The organism is Rhizobium sp. R339 (assembly GCF_002211395.1).
GTDB lineage: Bacteria > Pseudomonadota > Alphaproteobacteria > Rhizobiales > Rhizobiaceae > Rhizobium.
In genome coordinates this window covers 30,807-48,462 of sequence record NZ_LOKV01000012.1, presented here as the reverse complement: position 1 = coordinate 48,462, position 17,656 = coordinate 30,807, and the positions used below count along the sequence as shown (strand labels likewise).

General features: G+C 57.4%; 15 protein-coding genes. 7 read left to right on the top strand and 8 right to left on the bottom strand.

Features of this window, described 5'->3' with window-relative positions:
• Positions 1-206 precede the first annotated feature (206 nt).
• Positions 207-1,172: a sugar-binding transcriptional regulator gene (locus ATY76_RS14500; protein ID WP_088675449.1), complete on the bottom strand. Its 966-nt coding sequence runs from the start codon at positions 1,170-1,172 to the stop codon at positions 207-209.
• Positions 1,173-1,559: 387 nt separating this feature from the next.
• On the opposite strand from ATY76_RS14500, the gene ATY76_RS14495 reads away from it, so the two are divergent.
• From ATY76_RS14495 to ATY76_RS14465, 7 genes are all read left to right on the top strand, one after another.
• The gene (locus ATY76_RS14495) at positions 1,560-3,116 is read left to right on the top strand and encodes an extracellular solute-binding protein (RefSeq protein ID WP_088675448.1); all 1,557 of its coding nucleotides are present in this window, start codon (positions 1,560-1,562) and stop codon (positions 3,114-3,116) included.
• A gap of 181 nt (positions 3,117-3,297) precedes the next feature.
• Entirely contained in the window at positions 3,298-4,068 is a 771-nt protein-coding gene (locus ATY76_RS33235) for a sugar ABC transporter permease (RefSeq protein ID WP_245309869.1), read from the top strand.
• 1 nt (position 4,069) lies between these two features.
• The gene (locus ATY76_RS14485; RefSeq protein ID WP_088675447.1) at positions 4,070-4,912 is read left to right on the top strand and encodes a carbohydrate ABC transporter permease; all 843 of its coding nucleotides are present in this window, start codon (positions 4,070-4,072) and stop codon (positions 4,910-4,912) included.
• Between the two features lie 4 nt (positions 4,913-4,916).
• Complete coding sequence (locus tag ATY76_RS14480; RefSeq protein WP_088675446.1) at positions 4,917-5,960, top strand: ABC transporter ATP-binding protein; 1,044 nt, start codon at positions 4,917-4,919, stop codon at positions 5,958-5,960.
• Entirely contained in the window at positions 5,960-6,934 is a 975-nt protein-coding gene (locus ATY76_RS14475; RefSeq protein WP_088675445.1) for a sugar kinase, read from the top strand. The genes ATY76_RS14480 and ATY76_RS14475 overlap by 1 nt, the downstream gene beginning before the upstream one ends.
• 33 nt (positions 6,935-6,967) lie before the next feature.
• Entirely contained in the window at positions 6,968-7,660 is a 693-nt protein-coding gene (locus ATY76_RS14470) for a hypothetical protein (RefSeq protein WP_088675444.1), read from the top strand.
• Positions 7,653-8,273 (top strand): hypothetical protein, encoded by a 621-nt coding sequence (locus ATY76_RS14465; RefSeq protein ID WP_088675443.1) that lies wholly within the window; start codon positions 7,653-7,655, stop codon positions 8,271-8,273. The genes ATY76_RS14470 and ATY76_RS14465 overlap by 8 nt, the downstream gene beginning before the upstream one ends.
• Positions 8,274-8,687: 414 nt before the next feature.
• On the opposite strand, the gene ATY76_RS14460 is transcribed toward ATY76_RS14465, so the two are convergent.
• From ATY76_RS14460 to ATY76_RS14430, 7 genes are all read right to left on the bottom strand, one after another.
• Entirely contained in the window at positions 8,688-9,617 is a 930-nt protein-coding gene (locus tag ATY76_RS14460; protein WP_088675442.1) for an electron transfer flavoprotein subunit alpha/FixB family protein, read from the bottom strand.
• Between the two features lie 25 nt (positions 9,618-9,642).
• A complete protein-coding gene (locus tag ATY76_RS14455) occupies positions 9,643-10,392 on the bottom strand; it encodes an electron transfer flavoprotein subunit beta/FixA family protein (RefSeq protein ID WP_088675441.1) in 750 nt (249 codons plus the stop codon).
• Between the two features lie 157 nt (positions 10,393-10,549).
• Positions 10,550-11,437: a fumarylacetoacetate hydrolase family protein gene (locus ATY76_RS14450; RefSeq protein WP_088675440.1), complete on the bottom strand. Its 888-nt coding sequence runs from the start codon at positions 11,435-11,437 to the stop codon at positions 10,550-10,552.
• A gap of 139 nt (positions 11,438-11,576) precedes the next feature.
• A complete protein-coding gene (locus ATY76_RS14445) occupies positions 11,577-13,163 on the bottom strand; it encodes a GMC family oxidoreductase N-terminal domain-containing protein (RefSeq protein WP_088675439.1) in 1,587 nt (528 codons plus the stop codon).
• A gap of 80 nt (positions 13,164-13,243) precedes the next feature.
• Positions 13,244-13,663 carry a nuclear transport factor 2 family protein gene (locus ATY76_RS14440; RefSeq protein ID WP_088675438.1) on the bottom strand — a complete coding sequence of 140 codons (420 nt, stop codon included), beginning with the start codon at positions 13,661-13,663 and terminating at the stop codon, positions 13,244-13,246.
• A gap of 44 nt (positions 13,664-13,707) precedes the next feature.
• Positions 13,708-15,447 (bottom strand): hydantoinase B/oxoprolinase family protein, encoded by a 1,740-nt coding sequence (locus ATY76_RS14435; RefSeq protein ID WP_088675437.1) that lies wholly within the window; start codon positions 15,445-15,447, stop codon positions 13,708-13,710.
• Positions 15,448-15,559: 112 nt separating this feature from the next.
• Entirely contained in the window at positions 15,560-17,635 is a 2,076-nt protein-coding gene (locus tag ATY76_RS14430; protein ID WP_088675436.1) for a hydantoinase/oxoprolinase family protein, read from the bottom strand.
• Between the last annotated feature and the right edge of the window lie 21 nt (positions 17,636-17,656).

The window sequence follows — 17,656 nt, the reverse complement described above, 5'->3', positions numbered from 1 at the left end:
TAAAAGAACGCAAATGATTACCCTCGCGGGCAGGCGAACACCGGCACCCGAAACAGCGTGCCGCGGCCATAATTAATTTTGTTGCTGGTATGGATTGCGCGCGATTTGCCGCGCGGGCGTGGGGGATAGTGAGCAGGCTACACTGCGCACACTATCGCGAGAATAGGAAGCGCCACTTCCGGTTCGTTGGCGCTCCGGGCGTCGATTTACACTGACGCCAGCAGGGCGCCCGCAGTCTGCTCGTCGGTCACCAGGGTTGTTGGCTTTATTGTGACAAGGCAGGCACGAAGCGCTGCCAGCTTTTCTGGTCCTCCCGAGATTAGGATGCGTTCCGGTGTGCGCCGCAACCGCTCGAGGTTCACTGATATGACCCGAGCATTTACCTCGTGGTCGATAACGTTGCCGTCCTTGTCGATGAAATTATAAAGCACGTCTCCGACGGCGCCGGCGTCAATCAAGGAGCGACGGTCAGCCTCGCTCAAATACCCGGTGCGATAACTCGTCGTCAGTGCAGAGATCCCACCGACCGAGAGAAGTGCGACGTCGAGCTTATCCGCCATTTCGAAAATCGCGGCAAGGCCGCATCTTTCCAGCAGCGCATGCTTTGTCTCTGGGCTATCCACCACTGCCGGTGCGGTCACGAGAAAACCCTCGCCTTTGAAAAGCTCTGCGAACTGCCAGGCAAACTCGGCAGGATTGAAGCGACGCGCAGCTGAAATGCCTCCGAGCAGTGAGACAACGCGAAAGTCGTCGAGGGCGGCCCCGGCAATAAATGGCAAGGTATTATAAAGGGTGCGCCCCCAACCTACGCCAACGATCATGCTCGAATGCATCAAACCGGTAATCAGCGTTCCGGCTGCTGCTGCAATGACCTTTGTTGGGTCGCCTTCAGGATCGGCGAAGGGCGCAACAATGACCTGCCTGATCCCAAACGTCGTCTCCAACTCTCTTTCAAGAGCGATCATATCGGAAAGGGGCGAGGAGATGGTTACACGCACCTCGTTGCGGCGACGCGCTTCCGCCAAGAGTCGGACGACCATTACCCGATTGATGCCCAATTGAGCGGCGATGTCCTGCTGCGTGTAATTCTCTATGTGGTAGAGCCACGCGACTCGCGCTCGCAGCCTCTCAGAATCGCTCTGAACCATGGCAACTGGAGGCGTGATCTGCATCTAGCTTCCTTTCGGGTGCATTACGGTTGGCAGATGACATTGGCACGGAAATCAGCGGTTTTCCCGCAATGTCGGCGCCCGTCCCAAATTCATGAGTTTCGTTACAAGATTTATCTCGCAGTGCATAGATCGGCAAGAAATAGGCGCACTCGCCCTACCGCAATGCACAAAGATATCCAAACAAAACACGATGTTCATACACAGCCCTATAAACCGTATCCAAAAACTGGTTGACAGCCGGGCAATATGAACACATTGTATTTTTTGTTAGCAAATGTTCGCTTCGAGCGGATGGTGCTAGGGATGGACGCGGAGTGGAGGCCGCACCGAAACAGTCTTGCCTCCATTGGCATTCAACTGGTTTATTCAGATTGGGAGGAGTACAACATGACAGTCTTAAGTTCGGGCGTATCGCGCCGCGGATTCCTGAGGCATTCCGCAGCTTTCGGGCTTGCTGCCGGCGCAGCCTCTGCCCTCAGGCTGCCCGCATTCGCGCAATCGGGTCTGCCGGATATCCAGTCGGTTTTGGACAAGATTTCCGTTAAAGATTATGTCCGCGAGGACTACCGCAAGCTATACAAGATGTCGGACGATCCACTCTGGGACCCAGCGAAAGACTGGATCCGTACGGTGGATTGGGAGAAAGTTCGCTCGGAACAGAGCGGGAAAACCGTCAGGTTTGCCGTAGGCGCTGCCGACCAGGAGTCGGCTGCCGAGGGGCTGAAGCCCTTTGAACAATTGTCGGGCATCAAGGTCGAGCTGGTTCCGATCCCCGACGACAGCTTCTATGACAAGGCGGTTTCCGAATTCATTTCCGGAAACGCATCCTTCGACGCCCTGCAGTTCTTCTCGCCGTGGCTCGGTGATTTCGCCGGCCCAGGCTTCCTTGCCGACCTCAGCGAATATGCGGACAAGTGGAAACTGCCGCTGGACGACTTCTATGATACCTATCGTCTGAACTACGGCTACGTCGGCGGCAAGCTGGTCGGCATCCCGTTCGACTGCGACGTTCAGATGGTGCATCTGCGCAAGTCGATCATGGAGAAGATACTCGGCGGCCCCATTGATCGTGCCCAATCCGTGCCAAGCTACGACGAACTCATTCGCGTCACGGCCGAAGCAAACAAGCTCGGCGGCGGCGTAGCAGGTGTTGGCTTAATGGCGGCCCGTGGTTTCTGGGCAACTTACACCTGGGAGCATATCGCGGCGCAAGCGGGTCTGACCTTATTCGACAGCCAATGGAATCCGCAGCTCACAAGCGACGCCGGGATGAAGGCCATGGATATCATCATGGCTCTGCAGAAAAATGCCATCGAAGGCGTATCGGGCGCCGGCTGGGGTGAAAACCGCGCCGCGTGGCTTGGCGGACAGGTGGCAGCGAATATCAGCTGGCAGGACAGCGGCACCCAGGCCATGCGGCCTGATCAGTCGAAGATCGTCGATGATTTTGTTACGATCTACGAGCCCCGCATTTCCGGCGGCGTCTTCGCTCCGCCGAATATTGCCGGATCGACCTCCTGCGTTGCAGCCACGTCGCAAAACCCCGAGGGCGCGTTCCTTATGCTCGCATTCCTCACGACTTCGTCTATCATGGCGATGAACGAAGCGAATGCGAATGGTGTTGCTCCGGGCTACCGGTCCGTTCTTGCCAACGAGCGTCTCCGCGCTGTCAGCCAACCTATGAAGGTGTGGGCGGACAGTCTGGAACACGCCTGGTGCGCGCCGCGCATTCCTGGGATGTTCGAGATGGAGCAGGCGCTCGGGAATGAAATCAACCGGGCGGTCACCGGTCAGATTTCAGGGAAGGAAGCCCTCGAGAACGGGCAGAAAGCCTGGAAGAGCATTCTGGAGAAGAATGGCTTCTCCGGTGGAAGCGCACCGATTGCTTACTCGGACGCAGAGCCAGGCCTCTATGTAGGCAAGGGCAAGGCACTGCCTTTCTAAGATCATGACACATTCAACTCAAAGACTTGAAACGGAGGCGGCGTTCGCCGCCTCCAACGTAAAGTTACCCGCAAGACCTCGTCCCCGTTCGGCTACGGCGAGGAAGGTCTTCCCGTATCTATTGGTTGGACCTGCTGTAGCCTACCTACTCGCGATCACCCTGTATCCGGGTCTTTTCGCGATGTATCAAAGCCTCTTTGTCGTCAAGTTCGTCACTTGGTCTTGGGTCGGGCTCGGCAACTACACACGGATCATCCAGGATCGTGAATTCTGGGCTGCTTTGGGTAATACCGCTCTCATCGGCGGCATATCCCTGGTCCTGCAGTCGGTGATCGCGATGGCTGTGGCCTTCTTCTGTTACCGCGACCCGTTTGTCCGCGGATGGCGCATCATTTTCCTGATGCCGATGCTGTTCATGCCGTCAGCCGTGGCCTTCATCTGGAAGCTCGCATTCAACGATGGCCGGGTGATCTCCGATATTCTGATGTCCATCGGAATAGTCTCCAACAATGTCGACTGGCTTGCCTCTATCTGGCTGGCAAGGCTCACCCTGATTGTCGCGGACGTGTGGCAGTGGACACCGTTTCTTTTCATCATCTTCGTCGGAGCCCTTCAAGGCCAGGACGAGGAAATCGAGGAAGCGGCTCGACTGGACGGGGCAAGCTGGAGCAGCATTTTCTGGAACATTTCATTGCCGATGATGAGACCTATCATCGTGGTTGCCGTAACGCTGCGCGGCATCGACATCACGACAATGTTCACAAACGTCTACATCATGACTCAGGGCACGCCGGGCGGCGCAACGGAGACGATGAGCTACTTCATCTATCGTCAGGGCTTCAGGATGTTCAATTTCGGATACGCGTCGGCGGCATCGGTGCTGATGCTGATCTTCACGATCGTCATCGCCCAGACTGTCGTCAAGCGCGCATTCAAATCCGGGAAATCATGATATGGCCAGCATTCGAAAAAACGGCGGTGAAAGCCTCCTTCTTCGCTACATCATCCTTGTCGCCTGGGCGCTTGTTTGTCTTGTTCCGATCATCTGGTTCCTCACAATAGGGTTCAGACCGAGAACTGAGATCATCGTGCCAAGGCCGATCTACTGGCCGACGTGGAGTCTGGACGCCTGGCGCCTGCTCGTCAGCGACTGGCCGGTCGCTTCCTATCTGCGAAATTCGGTGGTTGCCGTCGCGGGCTCGGTCGTCATTGATCTGATCCTGGCAATTCCCGCAGCCTTCGCGTTGGCTCGTTATGAGTTCCGTGGCCGAGAGGACATCGGTTTTTACATCTTGTCGACGCGTATGATGGCGCCCGCCATCGTTGCGGTTCCGATCTTCTTTCTGTTCAAAAATATGGGTTTGCTGGATTCCGTCTGGGCTTTGATGCTCATTTACGCGGCCATCAATCTCAGTCTCGTCACCTGGATCATTCGCAGCTACATGCTGGATATTCCCAAGGAATTAGAGGACGCGGCACGGACAGACGGCGCCGGAGACCTGACTATTCTTTGGGAAATCATGATCCCGGCTTGCCTGCCCGGTATCATTACCGCGGCGGTTATAGCAGCGATCTTCGCTATCAACGAATTCTTGTTCACCCTTCTCATCGCATCGACCTCCAAGGCTTACACGATGTCCGTTGCGCTCGCCAACTTCACCGGCGGCTCCGACGGGGTGATCTACAACGCAATCGCACTCGTCTCGTTCCTCGCATTCGCTCCGATCTTGATCCTCGTCATCCTGATCCAGAAGCATCTCTCGCGCGGCCTGACCATGGGCGCTGTGAAAGGATAATTCCATGGCTTCTATTGAACTTAAGAACATCGTGAAGAGCTTTGGCTCCTTCTTTGGAGTCCAAGATGTCTCTCTCGATATCGCCGATGAGGAGTTTCTGGTTCTTTTGGGGCCGTCGGGCTGCGGGAAGACCACGACCATGCGCATGATTGCTGGTCTGGAGCACCCGACGGGCGGAGAGATACGTATCGGCGGCAATATTGTGAACGAGATCGATGCCCGCGATCGAGACGTTGCGATGGTTTTCCAGGGCTACGCCCTGTACCCGAATATGTCGATCTACGAGAACATCCGTTTTCCCCTCAGAATGAGGCGCATCCCCAGGGACAAGCATGACAGCCTAGTCCGCAAAGCCGCGGATATGGTTGAACTTGGACCCTTTCTGGAGCGTAAACCCGGCGCGCTTTCGGGCGGCCAGAGACAGCGCGCTGCGCTGGCGCGCGCTATCGTCCGCCAGCCGCAAGTCTTTCTCATGGACGAGCCGCTTTCCAACCTCGATGCGAAGCTGCGTGCCAGCATGCGTGTCCAGATCAAGCACATGCAGCGCGACCTGAAGGTGACCACGGTTTACGTGACACACGACCAAATCGAGGCGATGACGCTCGCTGATCGGATCGTGATTATGAACAAGGGCATCATTCAGCAGATCGGCACTCCCGATGAGATCTATTCGAATCCGGCGAATACCTTCGTAGCCGGCTTCATCGGCTCGCCGCCGATGAACCTGGTGTCTGGCACTGCAGATAATGGGGTTTTCTCGGCTGCCGGCCTGAAGGTCGCCTGCCCTGCAAAGCTGTCCGGTCAGGTTACCCTCGGCTTCCGGCCGGAGGATTGCGTGATCGGCGGCGAAAATCTCCACGGCACGGTTTTTGGCGTCGAGCCCACCGGCGATATCACCTACCTGTCCGTCCGCACTCCGGAGAAGATCTTCGAAATCAAAGCTGGCCGGGAATTCCGTGCAAAAATAGATTCTTCCGTATCGATCGGGTTTGATCCCAGCCGGCTTTACTTCTTCGACAGTGATGGCAACAGGATCGGAGCCCAGTGATGTCGGCGACCTTTGATTTCAGCTGCGTCGGCTTTTACACCTTCGATGCTCTTTGCCGACCGGTCGCGGAAATCCCGGCAGGGGGGCAGACCCTATTCGTGGAGGACTTCACCTTGGCCGTATCCGGCGCAGCCGGTTCGGCGGCGATCGTGGCCGCCAAGTATGGGCTCTCGGTGCAAGCTGTCGGCGGAGTGGGCTATGATGATATGGGCGACTGGGTCCATATGAAGCTGCAGTCTTTCGGCGTAGACACCACGATGATGCGGCGCTACGAGGGCTACACGACATCATCCTCAATCGTGACGACACGGCCGAACGGTCAGCGACCGGCACTTCACAAGCGCGGTGCAACCGACGCATTCTTCATATCAGATTCAGAAGTGGATCGGGTTCTGGACACCAAAATCCTGCATGTGGGCGGTGTCGGCCTGATGAATCGGATGGATGATTCCGGTCGTACCGCGGAACTTATGGCGGAAGCGCGCCGTCGAGGTGTGATCACCACGCTTGATGTCTTCGCTTCAACGCCGGCCGACCTTCCCAAAATCGAAGCTCTGTTGCCGTATACGGATTATTTCCTGCCTTCTGAAGAGGAAGCGCAAGCACTTTCCGGATTGACCCACAACAAGGACCTGGCGACTTTCCTTCTCAGCAGAGGGGCAAAGTGTGTCATTCTGACTTTGGGTGCCGAGGGCGCCTACTATCACGACGAGACGGGATTTGAGTTCCACTCGCCGGCGTTCCAGGTCGATGTAAAGTGCACATGCGGCTGCGGTGACTGCTTCAATGGGGGTTTCGCGAGTGGATTGGTAAAGGGACTGTCGCCTCGAGATGCAGTCGAACTTGGTCAAGCGTCCTCCGCATTGAACGCTACCGGCCTGGGAAGTCAGGCCGGCGTGACCAATTATGATGCGACTCGCGCATTTATTAAGGCGACACCCCGGCGCGAACTGCGATATGATATTGTGGCATGACAGAGGCGCAGTGAGGCAAGAGGGTACATTGGCATGTCGCCAGATTTCGCTCCACGAACGACGCAACTGAAGGACGTTTTGAGGTCGTTGCGTTATACCCTTAAAAAGGGGCGCGACACGATGAAGGAGACTGCGCCCCGCCGGCTCCCAACACCGGCATCGGGCATCGCGCTTTCCGCACTTGGCGAGATTGAGGTCCTCGCCCGCAATGTCGATCATTTCATGTGCAATTTTGCACATTCCGTCTTGAGCGATTCCGCGGCGGATACCGAAGGACTGCGTGAGATCGCTGCCTCTTCGCGGCCCGACTATAAGTTTTCAGTCGCTTATTATCAAACGATGAAACTCGTACTAAGCCATCTTGGTGCGAAGAGAGCGTTGGTTCGCCAAAGTGCCGGCCGCCGGGCCTTTGTACGACTGAGCCAATCTCAAGATGTCTTCGAGCTTGCGGCCCAGTTAACATTGCACCTCGCGGATGACGATTCGATAGTGGTCGATCAATTGGACGATCGATCACCCGTAACACTCTCCAGCATTACAGTCGTCGCGGTTTTTGCAGCAATGCTCTCATTGCTCGCGGTATCAGACGAAGCCGACAGAGAAGCGATCATTTCCGCTGCAACCGATCTTGCCGCTGCTGTCCAAGCGAAGATCCAGGATCTATATCAGCAAAAAGACATATCGGCTCTGGCCTCGCTTCTGAAACGGTGCGCAAGCCATGTTTGATTTGTCCCGATCCGTGCACAATCTGCCTCGAACCAATAAGCCGCTGAGGGTGGCGGTCAGGCAATTACATTGGTTTAAAGCAGCCTTTCATGCACACGCAGCGCTCTGCGGGGGATCGATAGGATGCGATTTCGCCATTGATGACGTGAAGCTAGCGGGAGCATTCGTTCGTTGGCTGGATAATGTCGATCGTCAAAAGCCGAAAGAGAAGGCCGAACGACGCGAGTTTTTCCAATTTGTACCCTCTCTCGTTCTTCGCGAATTGGTGGTGGACATGCCAATAAAGGCTGCGCATGTCCCTGCCCGCGTCGACCCCAAGTCGGCAGCGGCGTTCTGGCCTGAGGGATATGTGGCCACGACATTTTGCCTGACTGTCTATGCTGCCACGATGGACCAGGAATTTCACATGGACGTCCACGTCAGCCAGATGGTCGACGATCTTCGCAGCTGGTGGTCCTTTCGGGAAAATGCAACCGAGGACATGGACTACGCGGCGGGCTTTTTCCAGATGTTGCTCGGCCAGCAACCTAACTGGTGGATGCCCAGCAATTTCAGCGCTCGGACGCGCTCCGTAGATGACGTCGACAACACCAACGCACCGCCACCAAACTGAAGTCCAGGGTTCTTTCAAGGCGGACAATTTGAAATGGCCAGGCTGGAATATCGGCCGAATGCTATGCTAAACTGCTCCAGCAAAGCTTCAAATATTCGGGCCGCGTTCATTCGCTATATACATACGGCGAATGAGCTTTCGGAGAGCTGATGCTCCTTTCATAAAGAAGCATTTGAGTGCGTCCCATACGGCTATCGAATTGCGAAGATTAGAACTCTCCTCGGAAGGACGTTCATTAGCCTCGCGTTTCGCCAGTTCCAGATCCGCAATCATATGGCATCCAGTTTATGTTCTGGTTGGAGTTCCTGATGTAGCAGGTCGTGGAGTGCCGGCTTTGCGTCATCGTTCAGAAGAAGGTCGGCACCAGGTTTGATTGGGCGTCCTACCGCGCGAGCCACATTCTATCTCCCTCGCTCAGAGCGCCTTTTGCAATTCCGGCAGTGCGTCGAAGAGATCGGCGACGAGGCCGTAGTCGGCGACCTGGAAGATCGGCGCCTCCTCGTCCTTGTTGATGGCGACGATCACTTTCGAATCCTTCATGCCCGCCAGATGCTGGATGGCGCCTGAGATGCCGGCGGCGATGTAGAGATCGGGGGCGACCACCTTGCCGGTCTGGCCGACCTGCCAGTCGTTCGGGGCATAACCGGCATCGACGGCCGCACGGCTGGCGCCGACGGCGGCACCGAGCTTGTCGGCAACCGGCAGGATGACTTCCTTGAACTTCTCGGCCGAGCCCAAGGCCCGGCCGCCTGAGATGATGATCTTCGCCGACGTCAGTTCCGGACGCTCCGAGGCCGACAGCGCATCGGAGACGAACCGCGACAGACCCGCATCGGAGATGGCCGGGATCGCCTCGACGGCGGCCGAGCCACCTTCAGCAGCCGAAGCAAACGAGGCGGTGCGCACGGTGATCACGCGTTTGGCATCGCTTGCCTGCACCGTCTGGATGGCGTTGCCGGCATAGATCGGCCGCTTGAAGGTATCGGCCGAGACGACTTCGATGATCTCGGAGATCTGGGCGACGTCGAGCAGGGCGGCGACGCGCGGCAACACGGTCTTGCCGACCGAGGTGGCGGCAGACAGGATCGTGTCGTAGGAACCGGCGAGCGAGACGATCAGATCGGCCAGCGGCTCGGCCAGATTGTTGGCAAGCGCGTCGCTTTCGGCCAGCAGCACCTTGGCCACACCGGAAAGTTTCGCCGCCTGATCGGCCGCAGCCTTGGCGGCCTTGCCTGCGACCAGAACATGGACGTCGCCGCCGATCTGCGAGGCTGCCGTCAGCGCCTTGGCGGTCTGGTCGGAGAGATGATTGCCGTCATGGTCGGCCAGAAGAAGAATGGTCATGATAGTTGCTCCTGTTCCTGCCCGATTACAGCACGCCGGCTTCGTTCTTCAGCTTATCGACCAGTTCGGCGACGCTCTTGACCTTGACACCGGCCTTGCGGCCGGACGGCTCCTCGGTCTTCAACACCTTCAGCCGCGGCGTCGTGGAGACGCCGAAATCAGCCGGGCTCTTCTTGTCGAGCGGCTTCTTCTTCGCCTTCATGATGTTCGGCAGCGAGGCATAACGCGGCTCGTTCAGGCGCAGGTCGGTGGTGACGACCGCCGGCAGCTTGATCTCGATCGTCTGCAGGCCGCCATCGACCTCGCGGGTCACCGTCGCCTTACCGTCAGCGATCTCGATCTTCGAGGCGAAGGTTGCTTGGGCCGAACCAAGCAGGGCCGCCAGCATCTGGCCGGTCTGGTTGGAATCGTCGTCGATCGCCTGCTTGCCGGTGATGATCAGGCCTGGCTGTTCGGCATCGGCGACCGCCTTGAGGATCTTGGCGACAGTGAGCGGCTCGACCTGACCGTCGGTCTCGACCAGGATCGCCCGGTCGGCGCCCATGGCGAGCGCAGTCCTCAGCGTTTCCTCGGCCTTGGCCGGGCCGATCGACACGACCACAACCTCTTCCGCCTTGCCGGCCTCCTTCAGCCGCAGCGCCTCTTCCACCGAGATCTCGTCGAACGGGTTCATCGACATCTTCACATTGGCAAGCTCGACACCCGTGCCATCCGGCTTCACCCGGATCTTCACGTTGTAGTCGACAACCCGTTTGACTGGGACGAGAATCTTCATTTATGCAATCCTCTCTCAACCGCCATTGCTCATCTACATCGGCCAGTTCGTGTGGATGATCCGTGTAAGCACGCATTGCACACTCGTCGCCGCGGATTCCTGGACTCCTCGGCTCGTGACACGGGCGATACCGAGCTGTGCTTGGACTGCCCCTCCGTCAACGAACAGTGTTGCGCAGGACGCCTACATTCTCCAGCTCGACCTCTACAATGTCGCCCGGCTTCAACCACAGAGGCGGCTGCCGCTTGGCGCCAATACCCTGAGGGGTTCCGGTCGAGATGATATCGCCGGGAGAAAGGGTCAAGAAATGCGATATATAGCTGACCAACTGGCGCACCGGAAAAATCATGAGATGCGTGTTGGATGATTGGACCTCCGAACCGTTGACGCGCGTCCGAATATCGAGATCTTGGATATCGCCGACCTCTTCCAGCGTAACAAGAACCGGACCAACTGGCGTCGAACCATCGACAGCCTTGCCTGCAAGCCACTGTGTGCCGCGATACTGAAGATCACGTGCCGTGATGTCGTTCAAAACGGTCACGCCGGCTACGAAATCGAGAGCGTCGTCAGCAGAGACGGAGCGGCATTCCCGACCGATGACGATTGCGAGCTCGCCTTCGAAATCCAGGTTGGAAGTAATGTTGGAGCAGCATATCTCATCGAAAGGACCGATAAGCGTGCTTGCAAACTTCGCGAAAATGTCGGGGTGTGTCGGCAGTGCGCGCCCGGTCTCGGCAACATGGTCGTTGTAGTTGAGGCCGATGCAAAGGATCTTCGAGGGATCGGTGACCGGCGGACCAAGTCGAACTTTGCCAAACGGCCCCACTTCGGCTTTTGGATTCTTCCGGGCAGCAGCAGCGAGCCGCCCCGAGAGCTCTGACAACGCTCCTCCGTGCTCCCGTAGCAATTCACGCACCGATAAGACAGATTTCGCGTTCTCGCGGGGTTCGCCTTTAAGGAGCGTATCCACGTCGAAAATCGAGGAATCCACCACAACACCTGCTCGCCACGAGCCAGCCGAGTCATATGTCACTAATTTCATTTGTCCTCCTCGCACCGGGTTGGTGCTTTCGATTCAAAAGTGAGAAAAAGCATTCAGCCGTTGGCAAGGACCGCGGACCGGAACTCTCCGTTCACGGCTGAAAATCGATCGACCTGTTGTGGCCCCCGGTGCCCCGTAGCTAGATTCGATTCCCTTTGACGAAGTCGGCAGCGCGTTCACCGATCATGATCGCAGGAGCATTCAGATTGCTGGACGACACGAACGGCATAACGGAAGTATCGGCGACCCGAAGGCCGTCGATGCCATGCACGCGCAACTGCGGATCGACCACGGCCATCTCGTCCGTTCCAATTTTGCAGGCACCGCTCAGATGATAGGCTCCTTGCGTATATTTCCTGACGAAAGCCTCGAACTCTGCCCGGGTTTTCAGCGGCTTGGCCGGCAAATGGGGTTCGCTGACGAACTTCTTCATTGATGGCTGTGCCATGATCTCCTGTCCAAGCCGGATCCCATCGACAAGCCGATCAACGTCGTATTGGTTACTGAGATAGTTGGGATCCACTATTGGCGGGACACTCGGGTCCGCTGAGCGGAGAGCAATTCGGCCGCGCGATTTTGGCCGGCAGGCATAGACGTTCAACGTGCATCCATTGCCACTCGCCGTGGTTTCCACCCCCTCCTCGATGCCGGCGCCGGCGAAGAAGTGATATTGGAGATCGGGGGTGGGATCCGATTTATCGCTCCACCAGAAGGCTCCGCCCTCGCAAATATTCGATGTAATCGGCCCTGAGCCGAAAAGCGCAAATTGAGCCGCCGCGGCAAGCTGCCACCGCAGCTTCTTGTACTTGTCATAGCTCGTGTTCGACTTCAGGTTATAAATCAGGAAGCAATCCGTATGATCCTGCAGATTTTGCCCCACGCCTGGCAGGTCGTGAACCACCTGAACGCCTGAGCGCTGGAGCTCGGCGGCAGGCCCGATTCCCGAGAGCAAAAGAAGACGAGGAGATCCAACTGCCCCCGAGGATATGATAACCTCGCGTTCTGCCCGCATCGTTTCAAGGCGGCCGTTTTCCACGTATTGGACACCAACGGCGCGGCCGCCCTCAACCAGGATCTTCGTGACCTGTTTGTCAGTGACAATGTTGAGATTCCGTCGCTTTCGGGCTGGACGAAGATAGGCATCGGCGGAACTGCACCGACGACCATCCTTCGTCGTCAGCTGGTAAAGCCCCGCCCCCTGCAGATCGCCCGAATTGAAATCCGGATTATAGGGTATTCCCGCCTCTTGGCAGGCCTTAACCCAGGCTTTGGTCAGCGGCAAAGTATACTGCTGGTTCGAAACGCTCAATGGTCCGTCCTGACCATGAGCATCGTTCGAATAAACCTCGTTGTTTTCTGCCTTGCGGAAGTAGGGGAGCACATCCCTGTAGCCCCAACCTTCTGCTCCATGGTCGACCCAACGGTCGAAATCCGATGGCGCGCCCCTCATATAGATCATCGCGTTCAGCGAGCTGCCGCCGCCTAGGACCCTTGCTTGTCCGACTTGTGGCTCGGTGTCATTTTGATGCTTAAGCTTCTCGACCTTGTACCAATGAAGCAAAGAGCTCTTGAAGGATTTATAGAATGTGACCGGAAAGCGGATCCAGATGCTGCTGTCCCTCGGCCCTGCCTCAAACAGGGTCACCGATACATCCGGATCCTCGCTCAGCCGACCCGCTATAGCGCACCCCGCAGATCCCCCACCCACCACGATAAAATCGGGCATCACACTATCCTAATCTGAGTAATATACCGCGTACGGCCCCGCACATGACTATGAGCAGACGCTGACCAGGGCTGTTCCGCCTATCGGATCCCCGAGAAGAACGCATCAACTTCTGCCTGACGCATGTCGCAGAACCAGCACTCCACGATCTGCTCGTTCTCGAAACGGTAAGCTGCGAGACGGTCGGTGCGAACCTGCTTGTCACCGCGCGCCCAAATCTCATGAACCATGATCAAAATAGCCTCATCCGACTCTGCGATCAGTTCATCATGCCCGGCCTCACCACCGACGATCCATTTGTCGGTATAAGCGGCGACCTTGTTCACCCAGCCTTCGACAAAGCCCTTGGCACCATGGAAATCGCGGGAAAGAACGGGGTGCGTTCCACCCATATGCACCACGAGATTGTCCGCATAGTAGCTGCAGCCCTTTTCGACATCGCCGCTCGACCATGCTTCGTGATACTCACGCAATATTTCCTTTGCACGCTTCTTGCCCATTTTACTCCCCTTATTCGCTATTACGTTGAATCGGCTGAGAGAAACTACGCGGTCCTTTGCCTCGCCTCGGTCGACGATATGGATTTTCCATCGGCCGAGATCGCGACACCATAAATCTCAAGTGCTGCGCTGCGTGATACGACGCCGTCGCGGACATCGCGAAGAACGGACGCGGGGTCCCGCTGGTGAGGCGGCCCCCAGCCGCCGCCCGCCGTAGCCTCAATCACCAGCTGGAATGGCTTGACTTCCTCGACGCCATAGGGCGGGCAATATAGCTCTTCACCCGTCGCAAGATCGAAAGCCCTGATAGACCCCTTCTCGCCCCAGTGCCCGCCATTGACGCCAGCAGCGGTCTTCTTGCGTGCCCCCTCGCCTCGGAGCAGATGTTCACCGGGCGCAAGGACATCAACAACATAGTCGACGCCGGTTCCACCGCGATATTGGCCTGCACCGCCCGTATCGCAACGCATCTCGTAGCGATGCACGCGGATCGGATAAGATTGCTCATAGGTCTCGACATTCGGGATGAACATCCCGCCGAGCGTCATCTGGTGGCTGGAGGTCGGAAATCCGTCCCGCCCTTTGACCGCACCTCCACCGGAACTGCCGTGCCAGTGATAGAGAACAAAGACGTTTCCGTCAGGCTTCGTGCCCGACGAGATGCCGAACACCGATTTACCCCACCCCGCGCAGGCGCGCTCGGGATCGGCCTGCGCCAATGCTCCCCAACACGCATTCATGATGTCGATCGCCGGGAATACCGTGTTCATCGTCATTGGTGCCGGCGGCAAGGCGTTCACCACGCTTCCTTCGGGCGCGATGATCTTGACACATCGATAGGTACCCTCGTTATGCGGAATTGCGGGGTCCAGAAAGGCGGAAAGAGCGCAGTAGACGGCCGAATGCGTGTTGGCGATACCGCTATTTTTGAATCCCTTGATTTGAGGCGATGTGCCCGTGAAATCAAAGGTAATCGTGTCGTCGTCGATGGTCATCTTGATGCGGGTTTCGATATCGACAAGCTTGAAGCAGTCGGTATCGCTGAAGTCCGATGCATGCCATACGCCATTCGGAAGCTCCGCGATCGCCTGGCGCATTCGCCGCTCGCCGTAGTCAAGAAGAGCATCAAGGTAGGTGCGGCCCTTCTTGAGACCGAGTTGGGAGATGACGTCAGCCAAGCGCTGGCCGCCAATCCGTGTCGAGCCGATCATCGCTCCAAGATCGCCTTCCAGCAGGTCCGGGCAGCGCGAGTTCAGAAGCAGCATGCGCCACAGGTCGTCGCGCAACCGGCCCTTTTCGATCAATTTGAGGACGGGCAGGCGAATTCCTTCGTGGAAAATCTCTGTCGCCTTGGCATTGTAGGTACCAGCAGCGCCGCCGCCGATATCAGACTGGTGAGCACGATTGCTGCAGAAGCCGATCAGTTCGCCTTCGACGAAAACAGGCCTAATAAGCGTCCAGTCCGGCAGGTGATTGCCGCCGGCCGCATAGGGATCGCTCAGAATGAACACATCTTCCGGCTCGATACGCCCGGAGAAATCCCGCAGAACCGCGCGCACGGCAAATCCGCCACTGCCGGAATGGATCGGCAAACCGTCCGCCTGCGCGATCGTCTCGCCATCCGCATTGCTCAGGAAGCACGAAAAGTCATGGCTTTGGCTGAAGATCGGACTGCGCGCCGTCCGAGTCATGATCGTGCCCATTTGCAGGCTGATATGATCCAGCTGCCGCTGCAGAATTGCGATGAGAACCGGATCGTATTCCGGAGACAAAACAGTGCTCATAATTTGACCTCATCAATTCTTGCAATAAACCATTCGGCCTGCGAGGCATTTGACTGCGGTCGCACCAGAGACGCAGCATCTTTCAGATAGGGCCCAGGGATGCTTTGCCCGTTCATGCTGCCTCGCTCTGCAGAATGTCGACGTGATAGTTGCCGGCTTCGGTCATCGTCAGCTTGTCGCCGGCCCCGAGTATGAGCGTGGTCGTTGCTTCTTCGATGATGGCAGGTCCAGTCAGTTGCTGGCGCGGGGTCAGGGCCGTGCCATCGTAAACAGGCGTCTCGACGAAACCCAACTCCCTGTTGACCCATACCGGGCGGCGCGAAATGGCTACCGGATCGGACACTGCGGCGGGAGCAGAAGCAACTTCCAACGCATCAAGCCTGCCGATCGCTGCCAATCGCAGATTGACGATCTCAATTGCACCTGAGGGCTGTACGTAACCGAAAAGCCGTTGATAAACCTGCTCGAATGCCGCGCGTATGGTTCCCGCATCCGTCGAGGCGCACTCTACCGGGATGGTCCACTGCTGGCCGAAATAACGAAGATCATAGGCGCGTTTCAGAAGCGCCTTGTCGCCTGTGAAACCTTCGCGCTCAAGAACATCGCTCGCTTCCGCCTGCATCTCGACAAAAGCGGCCTTGAGCAGGTCCGGGCCTGAACTTTCGCGATTGTCCAGATCCTTGAGCCAGCTTCGGACATAGTCATGGCGAAGGTCGGAATTACACATGCCAAATGCGCAAAACACACCAGCGAGGCGCGGGATGTACAGACTTGAGCATCCGAGCAGCCTTGCAGTCGATGGACCGTGGAGAGGACCTGCCCCACCGCAGGCCACGAGTGTAAATGCCCGTGGATTGTAACCCTTTTCGAGCGAGGCTTGCTCCACCGCGTGGAGAATATTTTGCTCGACGAGCTGTATGATACCGGCCGCCGCGTCGTTGACGCTGAGACCAAGAGGCTTTGCGACATGGGTCTCGATCGCCTCGAGCGCCTTTTCAAGATTCAAGGTGATCACTCCGCCAGCATAAGGACCCGGCTTGAGCCGACCAAGGACCAGCTGCGCATCGGTCACAGTGGGCCGTGTGCCGCCACGGCCATAGCAGGCCGGTCCGGGGGTGGAGCCCGCGCCTTCCGGTCCGGCCTTCAGGAGCCCGGCGCCGTCCACGGACGCAATCGTACCTCCGCCTGCGCCGACAGTGTGAATGTCAACGGACGGAATGTTCAGATGGTAACCGTCGACCACGATCTGGTCTGTCATTGAGACCGTCCCGTGCTCCATCAACGTAACGTCGCAACTCGTTCCACCAACCTCAATCGACATAAGGTGCTCGGACCCGGTGTCCTGGCCGAAAAACTTCAGCGAACCGACACCGGCGGCCGGGCCAGACAGAACGAGACTGGCTGGCGATTGACCGATCTCATCTATGGAAATCGCGCCGCCGTTCGACTGGATCATCAAAAGTTTGCGCTTAAGTCCAAGCGAGGAGAGCCGCTGCGAAAGGCTTTCGAGATAAGGAACGACACGGCGCGCAACATAAGCATTGACGACGGTCGTCGACGTGCGTTCGTACTCGCCAATCGTCGGAGCGATTTCAGATGACGCGGTGACCCAGACGTTCGGAAGAAGCTTTTTCAGCTCTGCCTTGGCTGCTCTTTCGTGGACCGGATTTGCGTAGGAATGCAGGAAGCAGATCGCAACCGTTTCGACGCCCTCCTCCTCGAACACACGCGCAGCGGCTGCGACAGAATCCGGATTGAAGGGTATCCTGACGGTACCATCCTGCTCCAGTCGTTCGACGACCGGGAGGCGCAGATAACGGGGAACCAGGACTTCGGGGAACGGCTTTCGATGGTCCCAAACATATTCACGCATGGATCGTCGGATCTCTAGCGAATCGCGGAAGCCTTCCGTGACCAGAAGCCCAACCTTTGCACCCTTCTTTTCAAGCAGCGTATTTGTCGCAATGGTCGAGCCATGAACAAAAAGCTCAGTGTTCGAAAGGAAGGTTTCGACGTCGATTGCCAAAGCATCCGCCGCCAGTCGAATTGCCGAAAGCACGCCTTCCGTCGGATCCGAAGGGACCGAAGGCGCCTTGAATGCACGCACGGCCCCTTTGGAGTCAACCATGACAAGATCGGTAAAGGTACCGCCGATATCAACTCCGACGCGGTAGGGTGCAATTAACATCGGCTGTCCACTCATCGTTGC

Bases quoted from the DNA above. Each gene is read 5' to 3' on its own strand.
- ATY76_RS14500 (WP_088675449.1), bottom strand. From the start codon at position 1,172: ATGCAGATCACGCCTCCAGTTGCCATGGTTCAGAGCGATTCTGAGAGG.
- ATY76_RS14495 (WP_088675448.1), top strand. From the start codon at position 1,560: ATGACAGTCTTAAGTTCGGGCGTATCGCGCCGCGGATTCCTGAGGCAT.
- ATY76_RS33235 (WP_245309869.1), top strand. From the start codon at position 3,298: ATGTATCAAAGCCTCTTTGTCGTCAAGTTCGTCACTTGGTCTTGGGTC.
- ATY76_RS14485 (WP_088675447.1), top strand. From the start codon at position 4,070: ATGGCCAGCATTCGAAAAAACGGCGGTGAAAGCCTCCTTCTTCGCTAC.
- ATY76_RS14480 (WP_088675446.1), top strand. From the start codon at position 4,917: ATGGCTTCTATTGAACTTAAGAACATCGTGAAGAGCTTTGGCTCCTTC.
- ATY76_RS14475 (WP_088675445.1), top strand. From the start codon at position 5,960: ATGTCGGCGACCTTTGATTTCAGCTGCGTCGGCTTTTACACCTTCGAT.
- ATY76_RS14470 (WP_088675444.1), top strand. From the start codon at position 6,968: ATGTCGCCAGATTTCGCTCCACGAACGACGCAACTGAAGGACGTTTTG.
- ATY76_RS14465 (WP_088675443.1), top strand. From the start codon at position 7,653: ATGTTTGATTTGTCCCGATCCGTGCACAATCTGCCTCGAACCAATAAG.
- ATY76_RS14460 (WP_088675442.1), bottom strand. From the start codon at position 9,617: ATGACCATTCTTCTTCTGGCCGACCATGACGGCAATCATCTCTCCGAC.
- ATY76_RS14455 (WP_088675441.1), bottom strand. From the start codon at position 10,392: ATGAAGATTCTCGTCCCAGTCAAACGGGTTGTCGACTACAACGTGAAG.
- ATY76_RS14450 (WP_088675440.1), bottom strand. From the start codon at position 11,437: ATGAAATTAGTGACATATGACTCGGCTGGCTCGTGGCGAGCAGGTGTT.
- ATY76_RS14445 (WP_088675439.1), bottom strand. From the start codon at position 13,163: ATGCCCGATTTTATCGTGGTGGGTGGGGGATCTGCGGGGTGCGCTATA.
- ATY76_RS14440 (WP_088675438.1), bottom strand. From the start codon at position 13,663: ATGGGCAAGAAGCGTGCAAAGGAAATATTGCGTGAGTATCACGAAGCA.
- ATY76_RS14435 (WP_088675437.1), bottom strand. From the start codon at position 15,447: ATGAGCACTGTTTTGTCTCCGGAATACGATCCGGTTCTCATCGCAATT.
- ATY76_RS14430 (WP_088675436.1), bottom strand. From the start codon at position 17,635: ATGTTAATTGCACCCTACCGCGTCGGAGTTGATATCGGCGGTACCTTT.